General features: G+C 63.8%; 13 protein-coding genes and 1 riboswitch. Of the genes, 6 read left to right on the top strand and 7 right to left on the bottom strand.

All coding sequences use genetic code 11. The annotated features are described in order from the left end of the window. Positions 1 to 21: 21 nt before the first annotated feature. Together dgt and CIK76_RS18070 are read right to left on the bottom strand one after the other, a co-directional pair. Entirely contained in the window at positions 22 to 1,554 is a 1,533-nt protein-coding gene (dgt, locus tag CIK76_RS18075) for a dGTP triphosphohydrolase (RefSeq protein WP_096289058.1), read from the bottom strand. Positions 1,555 to 1,617: 63 nt separating this feature from the next. Continuing rightward, on the bottom strand, positions 1,618 to 2,541 hold the full coding sequence (locus tag CIK76_RS18070) for a 2-hydroxyacid dehydrogenase (protein ID WP_096289056.1): 924 nt from the start codon (positions 2,539 to 2,541) through the stop codon (positions 1,618 to 1,620). Between the two features lie 193 nt (positions 2,542 to 2,734). On the opposite strand from CIK76_RS18070, the gene CIK76_RS18065 reads away from it, so the two are divergent. Beyond that, positions 2,735 to 2,944, top strand: coding sequence for a hypothetical protein (locus CIK76_RS18065; RefSeq protein WP_096289054.1), 210 nt, complete (start codon positions 2,735 to 2,737; stop codon positions 2,942 to 2,944). Positions 2,945 to 3,050: 106 nt separating this feature from the next. Here CIK76_RS18065 and CIK76_RS19705 read toward each other — a convergent pair whose 3' ends face one another. The 4 genes from CIK76_RS19705 to CIK76_RS18045 all read right to left on the bottom strand — a co-directional run bounded on the left by CIK76_RS19705 (position 3,051) and on the right by CIK76_RS18045 (position 7,102). Continuing rightward, positions 3,051 to 3,995, bottom strand: a complete 945-nt coding sequence (locus CIK76_RS19705) for a hypothetical protein (protein ID WP_217990441.1) — start codon at positions 3,993 to 3,995, stop codon at positions 3,051 to 3,053. A gap of 186 nt (positions 3,996 to 4,181) precedes the next feature. Continuing rightward, the gene (locus CIK76_RS18055; RefSeq protein ID WP_096289052.1) at positions 4,182 to 4,754 is read right to left on the bottom strand and encodes a YdeI/OmpD-associated family protein; all 573 of its coding nucleotides are present in this window, start codon (positions 4,752 to 4,754) and stop codon (positions 4,182 to 4,184) included. A gap of 297 nt (positions 4,755 to 5,051) precedes the next feature. Beyond that, complete coding sequence (locus CIK76_RS18050) at positions 5,052 to 6,092, bottom strand: methionine synthase (protein WP_096289050.1); 1,041 nt, start codon at positions 6,090 to 6,092, stop codon at positions 5,052 to 5,054. Positions 6,093 to 6,109: 17 nt separating this feature from the next. Continuing rightward, positions 6,110 to 7,102, bottom strand: coding sequence for a DUF1852 domain-containing protein (locus tag CIK76_RS18045; RefSeq protein ID WP_096289048.1), 993 nt, complete (start codon positions 7,100 to 7,102; stop codon positions 6,110 to 6,112). A gap of 122 nt (positions 7,103 to 7,224) precedes the next feature. Between CIK76_RS18045 and CIK76_RS18040 the strand changes: the two genes are divergently transcribed. The 5 genes from CIK76_RS18040 to CIK76_RS18020 all read left to right on the top strand — a co-directional run bounded on the left by CIK76_RS18040 (position 7,225) and on the right by CIK76_RS18020 (position 14,149). Continuing rightward, on the top strand, positions 7,225 to 8,166 hold the full coding sequence (locus CIK76_RS18040) for a LysR family transcriptional regulator (protein WP_096289046.1): 942 nt from the start codon (positions 7,225 to 7,227) through the stop codon (positions 8,164 to 8,166). 238 nt (positions 8,167 to 8,404) lie between these two features. Further along, a riboswitch (SAM riboswitch) is annotated at positions 8,405 to 8,495 on the top strand. Positions 8,496 to 8,615: 120 nt separating this feature from the next. Then, positions 8,616 to 9,926 carry an aminotransferase class I/II-fold pyridoxal phosphate-dependent enzyme gene (locus CIK76_RS18035; protein ID WP_096289044.1) on the top strand — a complete coding sequence of 437 codons (1,311 nt, stop codon included), beginning with the start codon at positions 8,616 to 8,618 and terminating at the stop codon, positions 9,924 to 9,926. Beyond that, entirely contained in the window at positions 9,923 to 11,143 is a 1,221-nt protein-coding gene (locus CIK76_RS18030; RefSeq protein WP_096289042.1) for a cystathionine gamma-synthase, read from the top strand. The genes CIK76_RS18035 and CIK76_RS18030 overlap by 4 nt, the downstream gene beginning before the upstream one ends. Positions 11,144 to 11,163: 20 nt before the next feature. Further along, positions 11,164 to 13,080, top strand: a complete 1,917-nt coding sequence (locus CIK76_RS18025; protein ID WP_096289040.1) for an HNH endonuclease — start codon at positions 11,164 to 11,166, stop codon at positions 13,078 to 13,080. A gap of 67 nt (positions 13,081 to 13,147) precedes the next feature. Next, on the top strand, positions 13,148 to 14,149 hold the full coding sequence (locus CIK76_RS18020; RefSeq protein WP_096289038.1) for a bile acid:sodium symporter family protein: 1,002 nt from the start codon (positions 13,148 to 13,150) through the stop codon (positions 14,147 to 14,149). Positions 14,150 to 14,245: 96 nt separating this feature from the next. On the opposite strand, the gene CIK76_RS18015 is transcribed toward CIK76_RS18020, so the two are convergent. After that, entirely contained in the window at positions 14,246 to 15,304 is a 1,059-nt protein-coding gene (locus CIK76_RS18015; protein WP_096289036.1) for a Gfo/Idh/MocA family oxidoreductase, read from the bottom strand. Between the last annotated feature and the right edge of the window lie 30 nt (positions 15,305 to 15,334).

Below are 15,334 nucleotides of genomic sequence, written 5' to 3'. Positions count from 1 at the left end.
TCGGGCAATGGCTTCGGCGAGCTACAGCCCGCGCCCGGCCTCCCAGAGGTTATCCGCCGTACCTGCCAGCAAGGCATTCAGCGAGACCGCCTGGGCATCAGTGAACGAGGCAATGTAATCCACGATCGCTCGGGCCTGGCCCAAACGCTGCACCTCATCCGGTCCGGCCTGCAAGAAAAGCTCGGGGGAGTGCGCGCGCAATTGACGGTATTCGTCGGTAGCGGCTTCCACCGAATCAAGCAGCCGGCGCGGGGCACGCGCCGCATCCTCCGCGTCGTTGAGCCAACTATGGAAGCCCTCGGCCAAGGACCTGACGATGCGCGTCTGGCCACGCTGGTACACGGCCAAATCCGAGCGGTCCAGCACAAAGCGCGAGTGCACGAACTTCAGCACGCCCACATCGTGCCAGGCCTCCTTGGTGAGGCGGACGTGTCCGCTGCGGATCGTCGGATTGCGTTCCACCGTGACGGATTCCTGCAGCCGGTCGATCCAGCGCCGGGTGAAAGCGGTGACCGCCCGATCCGCCTCCAGGCCACCGTCATAAGGAACCGCCAGCAGCCCCTCGACCAGGTCATGGCCCACGCGTTGCACCGAGGCGCGGAAGGCCTCCGCGTCGGCGATCCACGGGTCCTTTGCAAAGGCGCGCCGCCAGGTGGATTCCAAGGCGTGGCCCGGCTTGCGCAGGTCGAGATCGGCCTGGCGCATGGCAGCTAGCTGCGCCGTTTGATCGAGCCAGGCACGGAACTCGGCCGAAACGGTGGTGTACTGCAAGATCCCTGCACGGTAGAAATCGTCGAGGTCGTGGACCGCGTAGGCGATATCGTCGGCGATATCCATCACGGAGCTTTCCAGGGTCTGCTGGAATTTGCCGATGGCGGGGAACACCGAGAGCACATCGCGCATTTCGGCGGCCTCGATGTCGTAGGCGGAGTACTTCAAGGCTCCCGCCGCCGGGTCGGTCCCCACCCCGCGGGGCAGCATTTCCGGGGCGAGCGGAGCCATAGTGCGCCATTCGTTGCGAGTCCACGGGTATTTCAGCACCGCGCCGCGTACGGCACGGGTCAGATTCATCCCGCGTGGTGTGGCATCGCAGCTATCCAGCGCGGTGAGGATGCGGAAGGTCTGCGCGTTGCCTTCGAAGCCGTCGGGCAACCCCAAGGTATTGCGGGCAACACGATCCAATTCCTGCTCACCCAAATGCCCGAATGGCGGGTGGCCCAAATCGTGGGCCGCGGCCGCCGCCTGCACGACCACGGGGTCGCAGCCGCCGAGCTCGGCGACGAGTTTTCGGGTTGGCTCATCTGCGGTGCGCAAGCGGATCGCGATGGTGCGGGCCACCGCGGAGACCTTCAAGGAGTGCGTCAACCGGTTGTGCACGGTGGTGCCCGAACCCGCCTGCGGAATCACCTGGGTCACCGCCGAGAGGCGCGAGAAGTACGGGGAGAATCGAATGCGCTCGATATCGATGCGGAACTCGTCCTCACCTGTACGGTTAGCCTCGTCGATCGCGCGTTCCCGGCCGCCGGTGTCATGGGTTTTCTGCCTGATATCCATCGTAGGAACCAGCCTAGGTGATCGGACCCCGGGGAGCAGGCAAGCTAGGAAAATTTGGTGATGCTAATTTTGCTTCTCCGCATGGCGGACCACATGCAGTGGCTCGACTCCCGCGGCGATGCGTTGGATCTGTTCAACGGCCAGATTCATGGACAGATCGATGAACATCCACGTGTTTCCGGCAATATGCGGGGTGATCAGGCAATTCGGGGCCGCCCACAAGGTGTGGGATTCGGGCAATGGTTCCGGATCGGTGACATCCAATGCCGCGCGCAGCCGCTCGGACTGCAATTCGGCAAGCAGCGCGTCGGTATCGACCACTGGACCACGTCCCACATTTACCAGCAGGGACTGGTCCGGCATATGGGCCAAGAACTCGGCATCGACGAGTCCGCGTGTCGACGGGGCATCGGGCAGAGCCACGATCACGACCTGTACTTGGGGCAATAGCGCTGGCAGCTCATCGATCCCATGGACCGGTGTGCCATCGGGCAGTTGCCGAGCACGGCTGGCTACCGCGATCACTTCCTTGGGCTTGAAGGGCAGCAGACGGTCGCGGATTTCCTGTCCGACGCCGCCGAATCCCAAGAGCAAGACGGTGGCTCCGTGGAGCGTGCCACCCCAGAGCGGATTCCAATCCCGCTTGAGCTGTTGAGCCCCGGCCTCCGGAAGCTCACGCAGCGAAGCCAGAACCAGAGCCAGCGTGTGCTCGGCGGTGGCGTCTTCCACCGCCCCGCGGGAATTGCTCAAGCTGACGTCGGGGTTCAGGTGTTCCAGGACCCATTCATAGCCAAGGGAGAGCAGGTGCACGTGGCGCAACCCTGGAATCTGCGCGACCCGTGCACGCCGTTCGACCAGCAGCGGACGCTCGGTGATCAGCACCTCTGCTTCCGGCGCTTCTTCGTTCGAGTCGTTGAGGTGCCAGTAGATCGGAGTGATGCCAGGTAAATCCAGTTTCATTGCCAGCCGGCCATTGGGCACGAGCACACGTAAAGTCAAAGGGTTCCCTCCAGAGCTGGCTACACCGGTGACGTAAGTTTTTGGTGCGAGCCTCGGAGCTTATTCTGCGCATCTTTGCCACACCGTGCAAGTGCCTTGTCCTTGTGTGAAGCGCGCGCTGAGTAGGCGAGTCAGGCGCTTCATGAAACCCTTCTGATTGTCAAGATGTTAGAGTTTAGGCATGCCGCAGCCGGAAGAATACGTGAATACCTCCAACAAGTCCCAGGCGAATACCAGCTCGTCGATCTTCATGTATTTGGGATGCACGGTGATGGTTCTTGGCCTCGCCAGCCTCATCCTAGGTGGTGGAATCAGCGGTGGATTGCTGCTGCTCTCCGGTGCCGTGCTCTACGTGGGAACCACCATCACCGAGGCAATCCGCACCAAATAGCCTCGCCGGCCGCGTTGGCACCTCGGTGCCAAGGTGTTGCCGCAGATCCGGATGTGCCATCCTGGCCTTGCAGTTCCGATGGGTGCCGCAGGTAGCTCTGCGATCTTTATCTTGTGATATTTCCTGCGGGATCTTCCGTAGCCTGTGCGAGTATCGATTCGACGATTCTCAAATCTTCAGCAGGCTTTCGAACGATCTTGCCGCGCTTGTTGCTGAAGTCCTTGAAATCAATGATGACAAGCTTCAAGTCGTGCTCCGGAATGAGTTCTGCTTTGCGGGCATCGTAGATTCTGCGCTGTTCGCCGCGTCGTCGTCCGCTCGCCGTGATTTTGTCGTCGAAGAACGGCACCGATTCGGTGTGCTGCCTTTCGTGATATTCCACGACTACTCCTAGTTCAGCCCAATAACCGTCCACCGGTAGCGGCTTAACTTTTCCATTCTTGGCTGACGGATCGCCGACGAGCCAGGGGAACGTTTGCTGGCCTGTCCGCTTTGCCTCCAGCACCTGATCGCAGAGCTCGAGCACGTAGTGCTCGTCGCTGTCAGCGCGTTTGCTGAGCGTGGGTGCGGGCAGATGTTTCGGCGGCGCCGGCACACGGTGCCTGCTGCACCACCCCAGCTCCCAGCCGAGTGAATCGTCGAAGTAGTCGGCGTAGGCAACGGGGAGATCAGTCAGGCTATGAACTTGGGACAAAAGCATCGCGTACCAGTTGGTGTATTGCTGGTTTCCGCTCTCTTGGCGCATACCGCGCTGGAGCGACGGCATCGCCTCAAGAATTGCTTCCGCAACGCTCACATGGCTGACGTCTTCGGGAAATTGGATGTCATTGTTGAAGACGTTCTGGCCAGCGGTGGAGTAGAGGCAACGCTCTTCCGCGTTATAGGGGTCGCCGAACTCATCCTCGAAATTCCATTCCGTGACGTTGAAAATAACAATCCGCCAGGCCGTACCTGAGGCATTCATTCCGGGCAAAACACGCAGACCGTAATAGCCCAAGCGGTGCAGCAGTCCAACGGCTTCAAGTATTCGCAGAGGCAGCTGAGAGTCCAATTAATATCCTTCGATAGTGGTCTGACTCAATGCTGACATGTCCGACCGACAGTTAGGATCAACGTAGTTTGCGCAAGGTCGCATCGGCTCGATTACTTGAGAACCCGGAGAATCAGCCTAGGCGGCGGAACCGCACGAAGTAGCATCGTTGACCGTTTTGCGCATCGTGGACAGGGAGCTGGCCCCTCAGCCTTCGGTGTCGGTGGCTTCCAGCTCGGCCAGGAACTTGGCAAGCCGCGCGCTCCGGGTCTTCTCGGTCCGGGCAATCATCAGCTGGTGCAGGATGTGATAGCGCGGCTGTGACTTCAACGCGGCGAAATTCTTGGCAGCAAGCGGGGCGCGGTCCAGCGCATCTTGGAGATCTTGCGGCACCTGGGCGGTGGCTTGGCCTTGGTACGCGCGTTCCCACCGTCCATCGTCCTTCGCCTTTTGGATCTCCGCATACCCTCGCGGGCGCATGCGGCCTTGGTCGATCAGCTCCTGGGCATATCCAGTATTCTTCTCCGACCAGACAGAGGCCTTGCGCCGAGGGGTGTAGCGCTGGAGGAAGGTCGTCTCATCGCGCTTGCGACGAATGGCATCAATCCATCCGCTGCATAGCGCCTCGGGCAGGGCTTGGGTGACCGTCAGCGTTGTCGGAGTAGTTGTACCTTTTTTGGCAACTACCAGCCAAATCCCATCACTGGTTTCTTCGTGCTCGTCGAGCCATGCGCGCCAAGCGGCAACGTCGGGAAGAATCAAAGCATCGTCAGGATCCATGGCACCTATCCTGCCCCTAGTTGCTGATTGCCGCTAGGGATGCATCCGGCGCCAGGACGATTGCTCTGGACCGGTCCCTGCAATGGTGATTGTTTCCGTCCAGTGGTGGCCGGCACGCGGGTCAGAGATTGGCCCTATTTCCCGGCTCTGGAACGGCGAGACCCATCAGCCTCCGGCTGGTGCCGGGGCTGATGGGTCTTCGGCCTTCATGCAAGAACTTCGCTAGGGCCTTCCGCAGCCGGCGGCTGAGACCCAGCGTGCAAGATGAAGCCGATCCGTGAATTGGCCGTCGCCAGCTCAGACGCGTGCGGCAACCAGCTCCTCGCGCAGGATGCCGGCTCCCGCGCTGAGCGCGCTCAGCTTGGCCAGCGAGACGTCGCGGGGGAACGGTGCCATGCCGCAGTTCGTGCTGGGCACCAGCTTGTCCGCGTCGACGAATTCAAGTGCATTGCGCAGCGTCTGCGCGACCTCTTCGGGGGTTTCCACCGTTTCGCTGGCCACATCGATGGCGCCGAGCATGACCTTTTTGCCGCGCACCAGCTCAACGACCTCGAGCGGGACATTGGAGTGGTGGGACTCCAGGGAGATGGTGTTGATGGAGGAGGCCTGCAGCAGTGGGAAAGACTTCTCGTAGTGGCGCCACTGGGCGCCGAGAGTTGCCTTCCAATCGTTGTTCGCCTTGATCCCGTAGCCGAAGCAGATGTGCGCCACGGTCTCAGCTTTCAGCCCCTGGCAGGCGCGCTCCAGCGCGGCGACGCCCCAGTCCGCGACCTCGTCGAAGAACACGTTGAACGCCGGTTCGTCGAATTGGATGATGTCCACCCCGGCTGCTTCGAGTTCTCTGGCCTCCTGGTTGAGGATGGCCGCGAACTCCCAGGCCAGTTTCTCGCGGCTTCGGTAGTGCGCGTCATACAGCGTGTCGACCATGGTCATCGGGCCGGGAAGGGTCCACTTGATCTGGCGGTCGGTGCACGAGCGCAGGAACTTCGCGTCCTCAACGAACACCGGCTTCTCACGCCGCACCGCACCGACCACGGTCGGCACGCTCGCGTCGTAGCGGTTGCGGATGCGCACCGTTTCGCGCTTTTCAAAATCGACCCCGGTCAGGTGCTCGATGAAGGTGGTGACGAAGTGCTGGCGGGTCTGCTCGCCGTCGCTGATGATGTCGATGCCGCGCCGGGTCTGCTCCAGCACCGCTGCGCGCATGGCGTCCTGCTTGCCTTCGCGCAGCTGCGCGCCTTCCAGCTTCCAATCAGACCAGAGGGTTTCGGGCTTCGCCAGCCAGGAAGGCTTGGGCAGGCTGCCGACAATGGAGGTGGGAAGTAGCTTTGATGTCATCGTGTGTCTTTCGGTTCTCAGGCGACGGGAGCGGGGCAAGTGGCGGCCCACTGGTCCAGCAATTCGCGGTTCGGGGTGATGAAGTGCTCCGCGGTGTACTTGCCCTGCACTGCGCCGAGCCGGGTGCGCTCTTCGCGGTCGTAGGAGATCCTGGTCGGGGCGAAATCCTGTGCCCCCAAGCTTGGGCGATAGACGGCCGGTGCAGCGGAGCTTGCGTTGTAAATCTCGGGGCGGTAGATCTTCTGGAAGGTCTCCATGGTGGCGATGGTGCTGATCAGCTGCAGATTGGTGTAATCGTTGAGCAAGTCGCCACGGAAGTAGAACGCCAGCGGAGCGACGGCGCCCGGTGGCATGAAATAGCGCACGCGCAGCCCCATCTTGCCGAAGTACGCATCGGTCAGGGAGTTCTCATCCTGCTGGTATTCCAAGCCGAGGACCGGGTGGCTGTTGCCCGTGCGGTAGTAGGTTTTGGAAGTGGAGACGCTGATGCAGACCACGGGTAGTTGCGCAAAGCGCTGACGATAAGCCTGCGAATCCAGGAAGTGCTGGAAGAGCTGGCCATGAAGTTCGCCAAAATCTTCAGGCAATTTAGGGGCACCGGAGCCGTTGCCGGCCGCCGGAAGCACCACGCTGAAGTCGTAATCGCGCACATAGGAAGAGAAATTATTGCCCACCATGCCGTGGCTGCGGGTGCTGGTGGCTCGGTCCACGATGGTGGTGTCTAAGACTTCAAGCAGCGGGAACTGCTCCGCTGCGTTCGCCGAGTCGAAGTGCACATTGGCGGAGATGATCTCCAGCTCGAGTTCATAACGATCGCCCTGAGGATTGTCCCAGTGAGCCAGGGAATTAAAGCGGCGGTTGATCATCGTCAGAGCGTTGCGCAGGTTCTCCTGGCGGTTTTCCCCGCGGGCCAGGTTGGCGAAGTTTGTCGTGACTCGTGAGCTCGCACAGGGGGTGTAGTCTTCGTCGAATTTGGTGGTGCTGATGCTGAAGGTGAACGCGTCTGCCATGGTGGCCTATCTGGTGCTCAGTGGCCTGGGCCGGCCGAAAGTAAGTCGATGCGTCCATCATGCAGTGAGATCGAGGATATCAGGTAACTCGATATAACTATGGATTCGTATAGACTCGCACTATGGTTCAGGGGACGAGTGGTTTGACACTGCAGCAGTTGCGCTATTTCATTGCGGTCGCCAGCGAGGGGTCGATCTCCGCGGCGGCTGACCTAATTTACGTCGCACAGCCGAGCATGTCGGCGGCGATGAAGGAGCTCGAAGCCCGCGTGGGACGCACCTTGCTGGTCCGCTCGGCCAGGGGAGTGACGCTCACCGCCGAGGGAGCAGAATTCCTTGGTTATGCCCGGCAGGTTCTGGAGCAGGTGGAGCTGCTTGAGCATCGCTACCTCGGGCGTCCCTCGGTCCGTCGCCTGCTCGGCGTCTCCACGCAGCACTATTCCTTCTCGGTGGATGCGTTTGTCAGGATGGTTCAGGCCAGCGGGGCCGAGGAATATCAATTCTCGCTGCGCGAGACCCGCACCGAACAGATCATCGAGGACGTGCGCACCCTGCGCAGCGACATCGGCATCCTCTATCGCAACGACTTCAACCGGAAGGTCATCGACAAGCTGCTGCGCGAGTCCCGGCTCGTATTCCACCCCCTGTTCCTCGCCGATCCGCACATCTTCATTTCGCGCAGCAACCCGCTGGCCTCCCGGGCGCGGGTGACGCTCGAGGAACTCGAAGACCTGCCGCGCTTGACCTTCGACCAGGGTGCGAACAACTCGTTCTACTTCGCCGAGGAAGTGCTCTCCACCAGCTCCAGCAAGCGCGAAATCCAGGTTTCGGACCGCGCGACGATTTTCAACCTGATGATCGGCCTGGGCGGGTACACCATCTCCACGGGCATCATCAGCGACGAGCTGGACCCGTCCATCGTCGCCATCCCGCTGGATGTCGATGAGCGCATCGAGATCGGCTGGATCGACCATGCAGCGATTCCGCTGACCGAGCAAGCGCGGCGCTATCTGGACGAGGTGCGCTCGGTCGTCTCAAGCTTCGGAGTTGAGCTCCTGGACTGAATCCCCGGGCCCCAAGACGTAACACCGTGTCATTTGGCGGACCGCCGGCGACATAATAGTTGCGCAAAACCCTGGCTCTTCAAGGATTCTGGCGGTTGCCGCGCGTCACAAAGGGACTGCGGGCCGGGCCCCATTACGGGACTGGCGCGGGATGTGAAGCCAGGTGCCCCTGTATGAAGCGCGGGTGTGGGCGTCGTTTGCGCCGCCGGATGCCGATGTCCAACCATGGAAGAACAACAACCCATCAAGAGCGACCGAGAGATCTGGCTCGTAGACGTCGCAGCAACCATCGGGAAACCGAAAGGTGCTAATGCCAGGAACGATGGAGCAGTTCCGAACGTGCCATAAGGCGCCATGCTTCGTACCGTTGTGGCCTCAGGTCGGCCGAGGGGCGGTATGTCGCCGGGTGTTCGGTGCACTCTCTCGTGGATCAGAAACGAGAAGGAGCTATGAGCCAACGCCAAGGAACCGACGCGGTCCATGCAGGGTATCGTCCGAGCGGAGATTTCCGCCCGATGCTGCCGCCACTGCACAATTGCGCAGCGTACCAGTTCGAATCGCACGCAGAAGCGATCGAAAAATTCGCGTTGCGCCAGTCCGGCTTCACCTATTCACGCACCGGCAACCCCACCGTGGCCATCCTGGAACAGCGGGTGGCCGCCCTTGAAGGCGGAGCCCAAGCGGTAGCCACCGCCTCGGGGCAGTCGGCCGTTGCGCTCTCGCTGCTTGCCCTGACCCAGGGTCCTAAGCACATCGTGGTTTCCTCCTCGCTGTACGGCGGCACCGTGGACCTGTTCACCGACACCTTTTCCGACTTCGGCATCCGGGTCAGCTTTGTCGACCAGGCCGACCCCGCAGCTTGGGCCGGGGCCATCGAAGAAGACACCCGGGCGTTCTTCCTGGAGTCCGTCTCCAACCCGCTGTGCACCGTGGCGGACCTGCCCGCTATCTCGGCGATCGGGCACGAGCACAACATTCCGGTGGTCGTCGACAATACGCTGGCCACCCCGCTGAATATTCGCCCGCTGGATTTTGGCGCCGACATTGTGGTGCACTCGGCCACCAAGGGGCTAGCCGGACACGGCTCGGTGCTCGGCGGCGTGGTCGTGGACTCGGGGAAGTTCGATTTCTCGGATTCCACCCGCTGGCCGCAAATCGCCGCCCCGCGAGTGCGGCTGAACAATGCCTCGCTGCTTGAACGCCACGGATCGGCCGCCTACGCCATGCTGGTCCGCTCCAAATTCCTGCACGACCTGGGGCCGGCCTTGGCCCCGGCCAGCGCCCAAGGCATTCTGACCGGCATCGAAACCTTGCCGGTACGTGCCGCACACGTGCAGCGCAGCGTGAGCACCCTGATCCAGGAACTTGCAGATCACCCGGGCATTGCGGCCATCCACCACCCTTCGCTGCCGGCCCACCCGAGCCACGAGCTGGCCAAAAAGCTCACGCCCAAGGGCACCGGTTGCGTGCTGGCCATCGAACTGGCCCACCCCTCGCTGGTGTCCCCGGTGATCGACGGGCTGCAGCTGATTTCCCTGGCCGCAAATGTGGGCGATACCCGCACCATGGTCGCCCACCCGGCCACCATGACGCACTGCCGGCTCTCCGCGGAGCAACTTCTCGCCGCGGGCCTGAACACCTCCACCCTGCGCATTTCGGTGGGGCTTGAAGACCCCGCCGATCTGCTCGCCGACCTCACCCAAGCGCTGGACGGCGCACTAAACCGGGCCCTGGCCCCGCAAACCCAAGGAGCATCATGAGCGGCTTCAACACCCTCGCCGTACACGCCGGCCAGCATAAAGACCCGCACACCGGAGCCGTGGTCCCACCGATCTACCAAACCAGCACGTTCATCCAGGACGGAATCAACGTCTTGCGCTCCGGGCACGAATACTCCCGCGGCTCGAACCCGACCCGCGATGGCTTCGAAGCGCAGCTCACCGCCCTGGAAGGCGGAGCCGCGGGGTTCGCCTTCGCCTCGGGCATCGCCGCCGAAGACGCACTGCTGCGTGCGGTCCTCGAACCCGGCGATCACATCGTCCTTGGCGCCGACGGCTACGGCGGCACCAACCGGCTGATCTCCAAATTGCACAGCAAATGGGGCATCACCTCTTCTGCGGTGGATATCACCAACCTGGACTCGGTGCGCGCAGCGGTGCGCCCGAACACCGCGCTGCTTTGGGTGGAGACTCCCTCCAACCCGCTGCTGGGCATCGCCGATCTTGCCGGCTGGGCGGACATCGCCCGCGAGCACGGCGCCCTGCTGGTAGTGGACAACACCTTCGCCACTCCCTACCTGCAGCGGCCTTTGGACTTCGGGGCCCACGCGGTGGTCCACTCCACCACCAAGTACATCGGGGGACACTCGGATGTGCTCGGCGGCGCGGTGATCGTCGCCGAGCACCTCTTCCGTGGCCAGGCGCTGGCCGAAGCCGTCGGCTTCCAGCAATTCGCCGGCGGCGCGGTGGCCGGCCCGCAGGATTCCTACCTGGCCGCACGCGGCCTGAAGACCTTGGGATTGCGCATGGAACGCCACTGCGCCTCCGCAGCTAAGCTGGCACGCTGGCTTGATAGCCAGCCTGAGGTGACGCGGGTCTATTACCCCGGGTTGGAATCCCATCCCGGCCATGAGCTTGCGGCGCGTCAGCAGCGGGGTTTTGGCGGCATCGTCTCGTTGCAGCTCACCGACGAACCCGCCGCGCGCGCATTCGCCGAATCCATGGAGTACTTCCAGCTCTCGGTCTCCCTGGGCGGGGTGGAATCCCTGGTCTGCTACCCGCGCGAAATGACCCATGCCTCGCTGATCGGCACCGAGCTGGAAATCCCGGCCAACCTGGTCCGCCTTTCGGTGGGCATCGAGGAACCCGAGGACCTCATCGCGGATCTTTCCCGCGGGTTGGCCGCCGCGCGTAACGCCGCCGGCCCGGCACGCACCACTTGTCCACAGCCGGCGAGAGAACCCGCACTGCAGCTTTAACCACCGCGCACACTGGGGCCATGGACAACTCCCGCAGCACCGCAGAGGCCCTGGGCCAGCTGGCCCGGGGCCTGGCGCTGATGACCGCCGCGACGCAGGCCATCGCCGCCGAGACGCCCGCCCCGGGGCACGCCGCCTACTTCGCCTGGCTCACCGAGCGGGCCGCCGCGGCCGTGGCCCACGCGCAGATCCATGCGGCCGACGCGCTGCGCCGCAGCGGAGCGCACAAGCTGGACCAGCAGTCCCTCCAGAAGATTTCCGACGCCGGCTCGCAGACGGCACCCGAAGAGCTCGACGCACTGCACGGGCAGACCACCACCGGCCGGACGCAGTTCAAGGCGACCGCGGAGTTGCTGCACGGCTGGCTGGGCGTGCCCGCAACCACCGCGCGGGAACGCCTGGTGCAGGCCGATTGCCTGATCGCCGGGGTCGACGAAGCCGGGCAACGCCTCGACCCCTGGCTGCCGCAATTGGCAGAGCAGTTCGCCGATCCCGCCGCAGATCCGCGCCTGGTCGTGGGGACGGCGAAGAAGATCCACGCGGCCCGCAACGATCTGGGCCAAGGAGCCGAGGGCGAGGCCGCCAAAGCGCGGCTGCAGGCCGAAGCGGTGAGCTTTATCAAGAACGAACCGGAAACCGCGCGCAAGCATGTGGCGGATCTGGTCGCGCAGGTGAAGGCCGGGAAGCGGCCGATGAAGGCGCTGCTGGCGGAAATCGGCTTTTTCAAGCTCGGGGTGCGCAACGGGCTGGTGGAGTACTTGCTGCGCGTGCTGCCTGCGCAGGCGGCGCAGATCGAAGCGTTCCAGCAGGCGCTGAACAATCCGAAGACGATCGCGGGCAACCGGGAGGCGTTGAAGGATTTGGATGCCGAGCTGACCGGGGAGCCAGGCAGCGCGTGGGACGACTCGGATTCGATGCCCGGCTGGGCCAAAGGCGACGCGGATGCCGAGAACGTCGAAAACCGCCCAGCGCATGCCGAGCCCGGCAACGACGCCACCGAGCCCGCGGAAAACGACGAGCCAGGCAACGCCGTGGAGCGCGGCAGCGCAGCCCAGGATGAAGAACCGGCGGCTCCGGCGGCGGAAGCCGAAAGCCGCCCAGCGGATCTGCCCGGCGGCTGTCCTGCAGCGCCGGCGCTCCCGGGCACCGATGCGCCGCGGTTCTCGACCCCGGTGGCGCAGAGCCGCGATGCCGAGGACCTTCCCGATTCCGCGGTTGACCCGCCAGATCTTGCCCGTGCCGGCCCTGAGGCGCAGGCGCCGTGGGAAGAGCTGCGGCCCGAACGCCGGTATCTGATCGGCTTCATGGCGCTGCTGATGGCCGACCGCACCGGTTCGGGTGGTTCGAAGGGGAAGCGGCCGGGACTGGTCGCCCCGCAGGTGAGCATCATCTTGGACTACGAGAAGATGCGCGAGCGCGGCAAGGATTTCGCCGTAACCTCCTCGGGCATCGAGTTGTCGGCAGGCGAAACCCGGGCGGCGTTATGCAACGCGGGAGTGTACCCGTTGGTGCTCAACGGCAAGAGCCTGCCATTGGACTTGGGACGCACCCAGCGGTTGTTTTCCAAGGCTCAGGGCCGGGCGATACGCGCCGCCTATCGGGGGTGCGCCTATCCTGGATGCAGCATGCCCGCCGAGCGGTGCGAGCTGGATCATCTGGACGCCTGGGAGAAGGGCGGAGCCACGGATGTGGAATCCTCGGAGTTGGGCTGCTCGGTGCACCATATCGAGCGGCACTGCGGATTGTTCCACGCGGTGAAGATCAAGGGGTGCCGGCCAATGGTGCTGCTCTCCAAGGAGCTGGATCCACAACAGCGCCTGCGGGTCAATACGTTTTTCATGACGCCTTCGGAGGCCTTGGAAGCCGAGGAGCTGGCGCAGCGGATGACGCGGTTGTGGCGCGCGGGGCAGCTGGACGTGGAAATCGTCGATCCCTGACCGCCTGCGCTTGATCGAATTGCCGTCACAATTGGCGCAACGATGATCGATTTGCCAAGATTATCCCATGTCTTCTGATCTTCCTGTTCACTCCGCGCCCGAAAAGGCCGGCGAGGAACACAGCGCCAAAGTTGCGGTCACCCTCTTCCCGCTGCTGGTGCTGGCCGGCGGCGCGCTCGCACTGCTCACCCCCGAAACCTTCTCCGGCTTCTCCAAGCTGATCAATCCGCTGCTGATGGTCATCATGTTCGGCATGGGGCTCACGCTCACCTTGCCCGATTTTGCCCTCGTGGTGCGCAGGCCACTGCCGGTGCTCCTCGGAGTCATCGCCCAATTCATCATCATGCCGCTGCTGGGCCTGGGCATCGCCATGGCGTTGGCGCTGCCTCCGGCGCTGGCCGCCGGCGTCATCCTGGTCGGTTGCGCCCCGGGCGGCACCGCCTCGAATGTGGTCACCTACCTGGCCAAGGGCGACGTGGCCCTCTCGGTGACGATGACCTCGGTCTCGACGCTGCTCGCGCCGATCTTCACCCCGCTGCTGGCCCTGTGGCTCGCCGGGCAATACCTGCCGGTGGCCGCGGGAACCATGGCGCTGTCCATTGTGCAGATCGTGCTCATTCCGGTGGTCCTGGGCCTCGTCTTGCGCACGATCCTGCCCCGCCTGGTCAACATGGTGCTGCCGGCCCTGCCGTGGGTTTCGGTCATCGCGATCACCTTCGTGGTGGTCATCGTGGTGGCCGGCAGCTCGGCGGCCATCTTCAGCGCGGGCCTGCTGATCCTGCTCGCGGTGATCCTGCACAACGCCGGGGGCATCGCCCTGGGCTATGGCACCGCGAAGCTGTTCAAGCAGCCGATCGCGAGCCGCCGCACCATGGCGGTGGAGATCGGCATGCAGAACTCCGGCCTCGCCTCGGGGCTGGCCAAGGACTTCTTCACCCCCGAGGCGGCGCTTCCCGGCGCGGTCTTCTCCGTCTGGCACAACCTCTCCGGCGCGCTCATTGCCGCCTACTGGCGGCGCAGCAGCGCCAAAAATGACCAGCTGGCCACCGCGGAACAGCCCGTCAACTAGCCGCACGGCTGCACCACGCAAAAAGCGCCGGCCTCACGTTGAAATTCAGCGTGGGGCCGGCGCTTTTGTGCCGCAGAGCTTTTCCGCGACCGGAGCTCAGCGCGTCACCAGATCGTTCGGGTAGACGACCCCTGCAGACTCGCGGATCGTATCGAAGAGCTCCATGGTTTTCACCGAGTGCTCCCAGGGCATCGTGGGCGACTGGGTGAGCCCCTGCTGGATGCAGCGGGTCGCCTCGCGGAATTCGTATCCGTAGTTCTCGCCTACCGCCTCGAACTCTTCTACGCGGGGCGGGCCATCGGTGGGGTGGATGAATAATTTGCTCGCGTTGTTCAGCGGCGCGTTCGTGGCCAGCCATCCGCCGGTGCCGGTGACTCGCGCCTGCTGCGGGGCGCCCCCGTTGAGCGTCAGCAGCAACTGGGCATGCTTGCCACCGGCGTATGAGAGGTTCATCGCGGTCTGCGTATCCACGCCGTCCCGATTGAGCTGAGCTACCGCGTGCACCGACTCGGGGAAGCCGAGGGCGCCGATGGCCCAGGTCAGCGGGTACACACCCAGATCCAGCAGGGCCCCGCCGCCGGCCTTCGGGTCGAAGAGGCGCGAGGCCGGATCATAGGCGGCGTGGAACCCCAGATCCGCCTGCACCCAGGTGACCTCGCCCAGTTCCCCCGATGCGAGGATCGCCAGGGCCCGGGCGAATGCCGGAGTGAAGCGTGCCCAGAGCGCTTCCATCAGGAACAGCGAACGTTCGGCCGCGAATTCCACCAGCGTGCGCGCCTCGGATGCGTTGATGGTCAGCGACTTCTCGCAGACCACATGCTTGCCGGCCGCCAGCGCAGCCATGGCGATCTCATAATGCTGCCCATGCGGGGTCGCGATGTAGACGACCTCCACCTGCTCGTCCGCGAACAGCTCCTGATAGGACCCGTAGGCCCGATCAATGCCGTGCTTGTCGGCGAATTCCCGCGCCTTGGCCGTATTCCGCGAGGACACCGCGCAGACTTGCGCGTCGGCTAGAGCCTGCAGGTCTCCGATCACCTTGGAGACGATCCGCCCGGTGGACACCACACCCCAGTTCAGCGTCCGTCCGGTGGCCTCGGCGGCCGGCGGAGCCGAGGGCTGTGCGGTGGGCGGCGTGCTGATATGCGAGGTCATCGGCGGTGTCCTTGTACTGGGAGTCGAGAA

The organism is Glutamicibacter sp. BW80, from assembly GCF_002332385.1.
Classification (GTDB): Bacteria; Actinomycetota; Actinomycetes; order Actinomycetales; family Micrococcaceae; genus Glutamicibacter.
The sequence above is the reverse complement of the archived record's forward strand: the minus strand, read 5'-3'. Positions and strand labels throughout refer to the sequence as shown.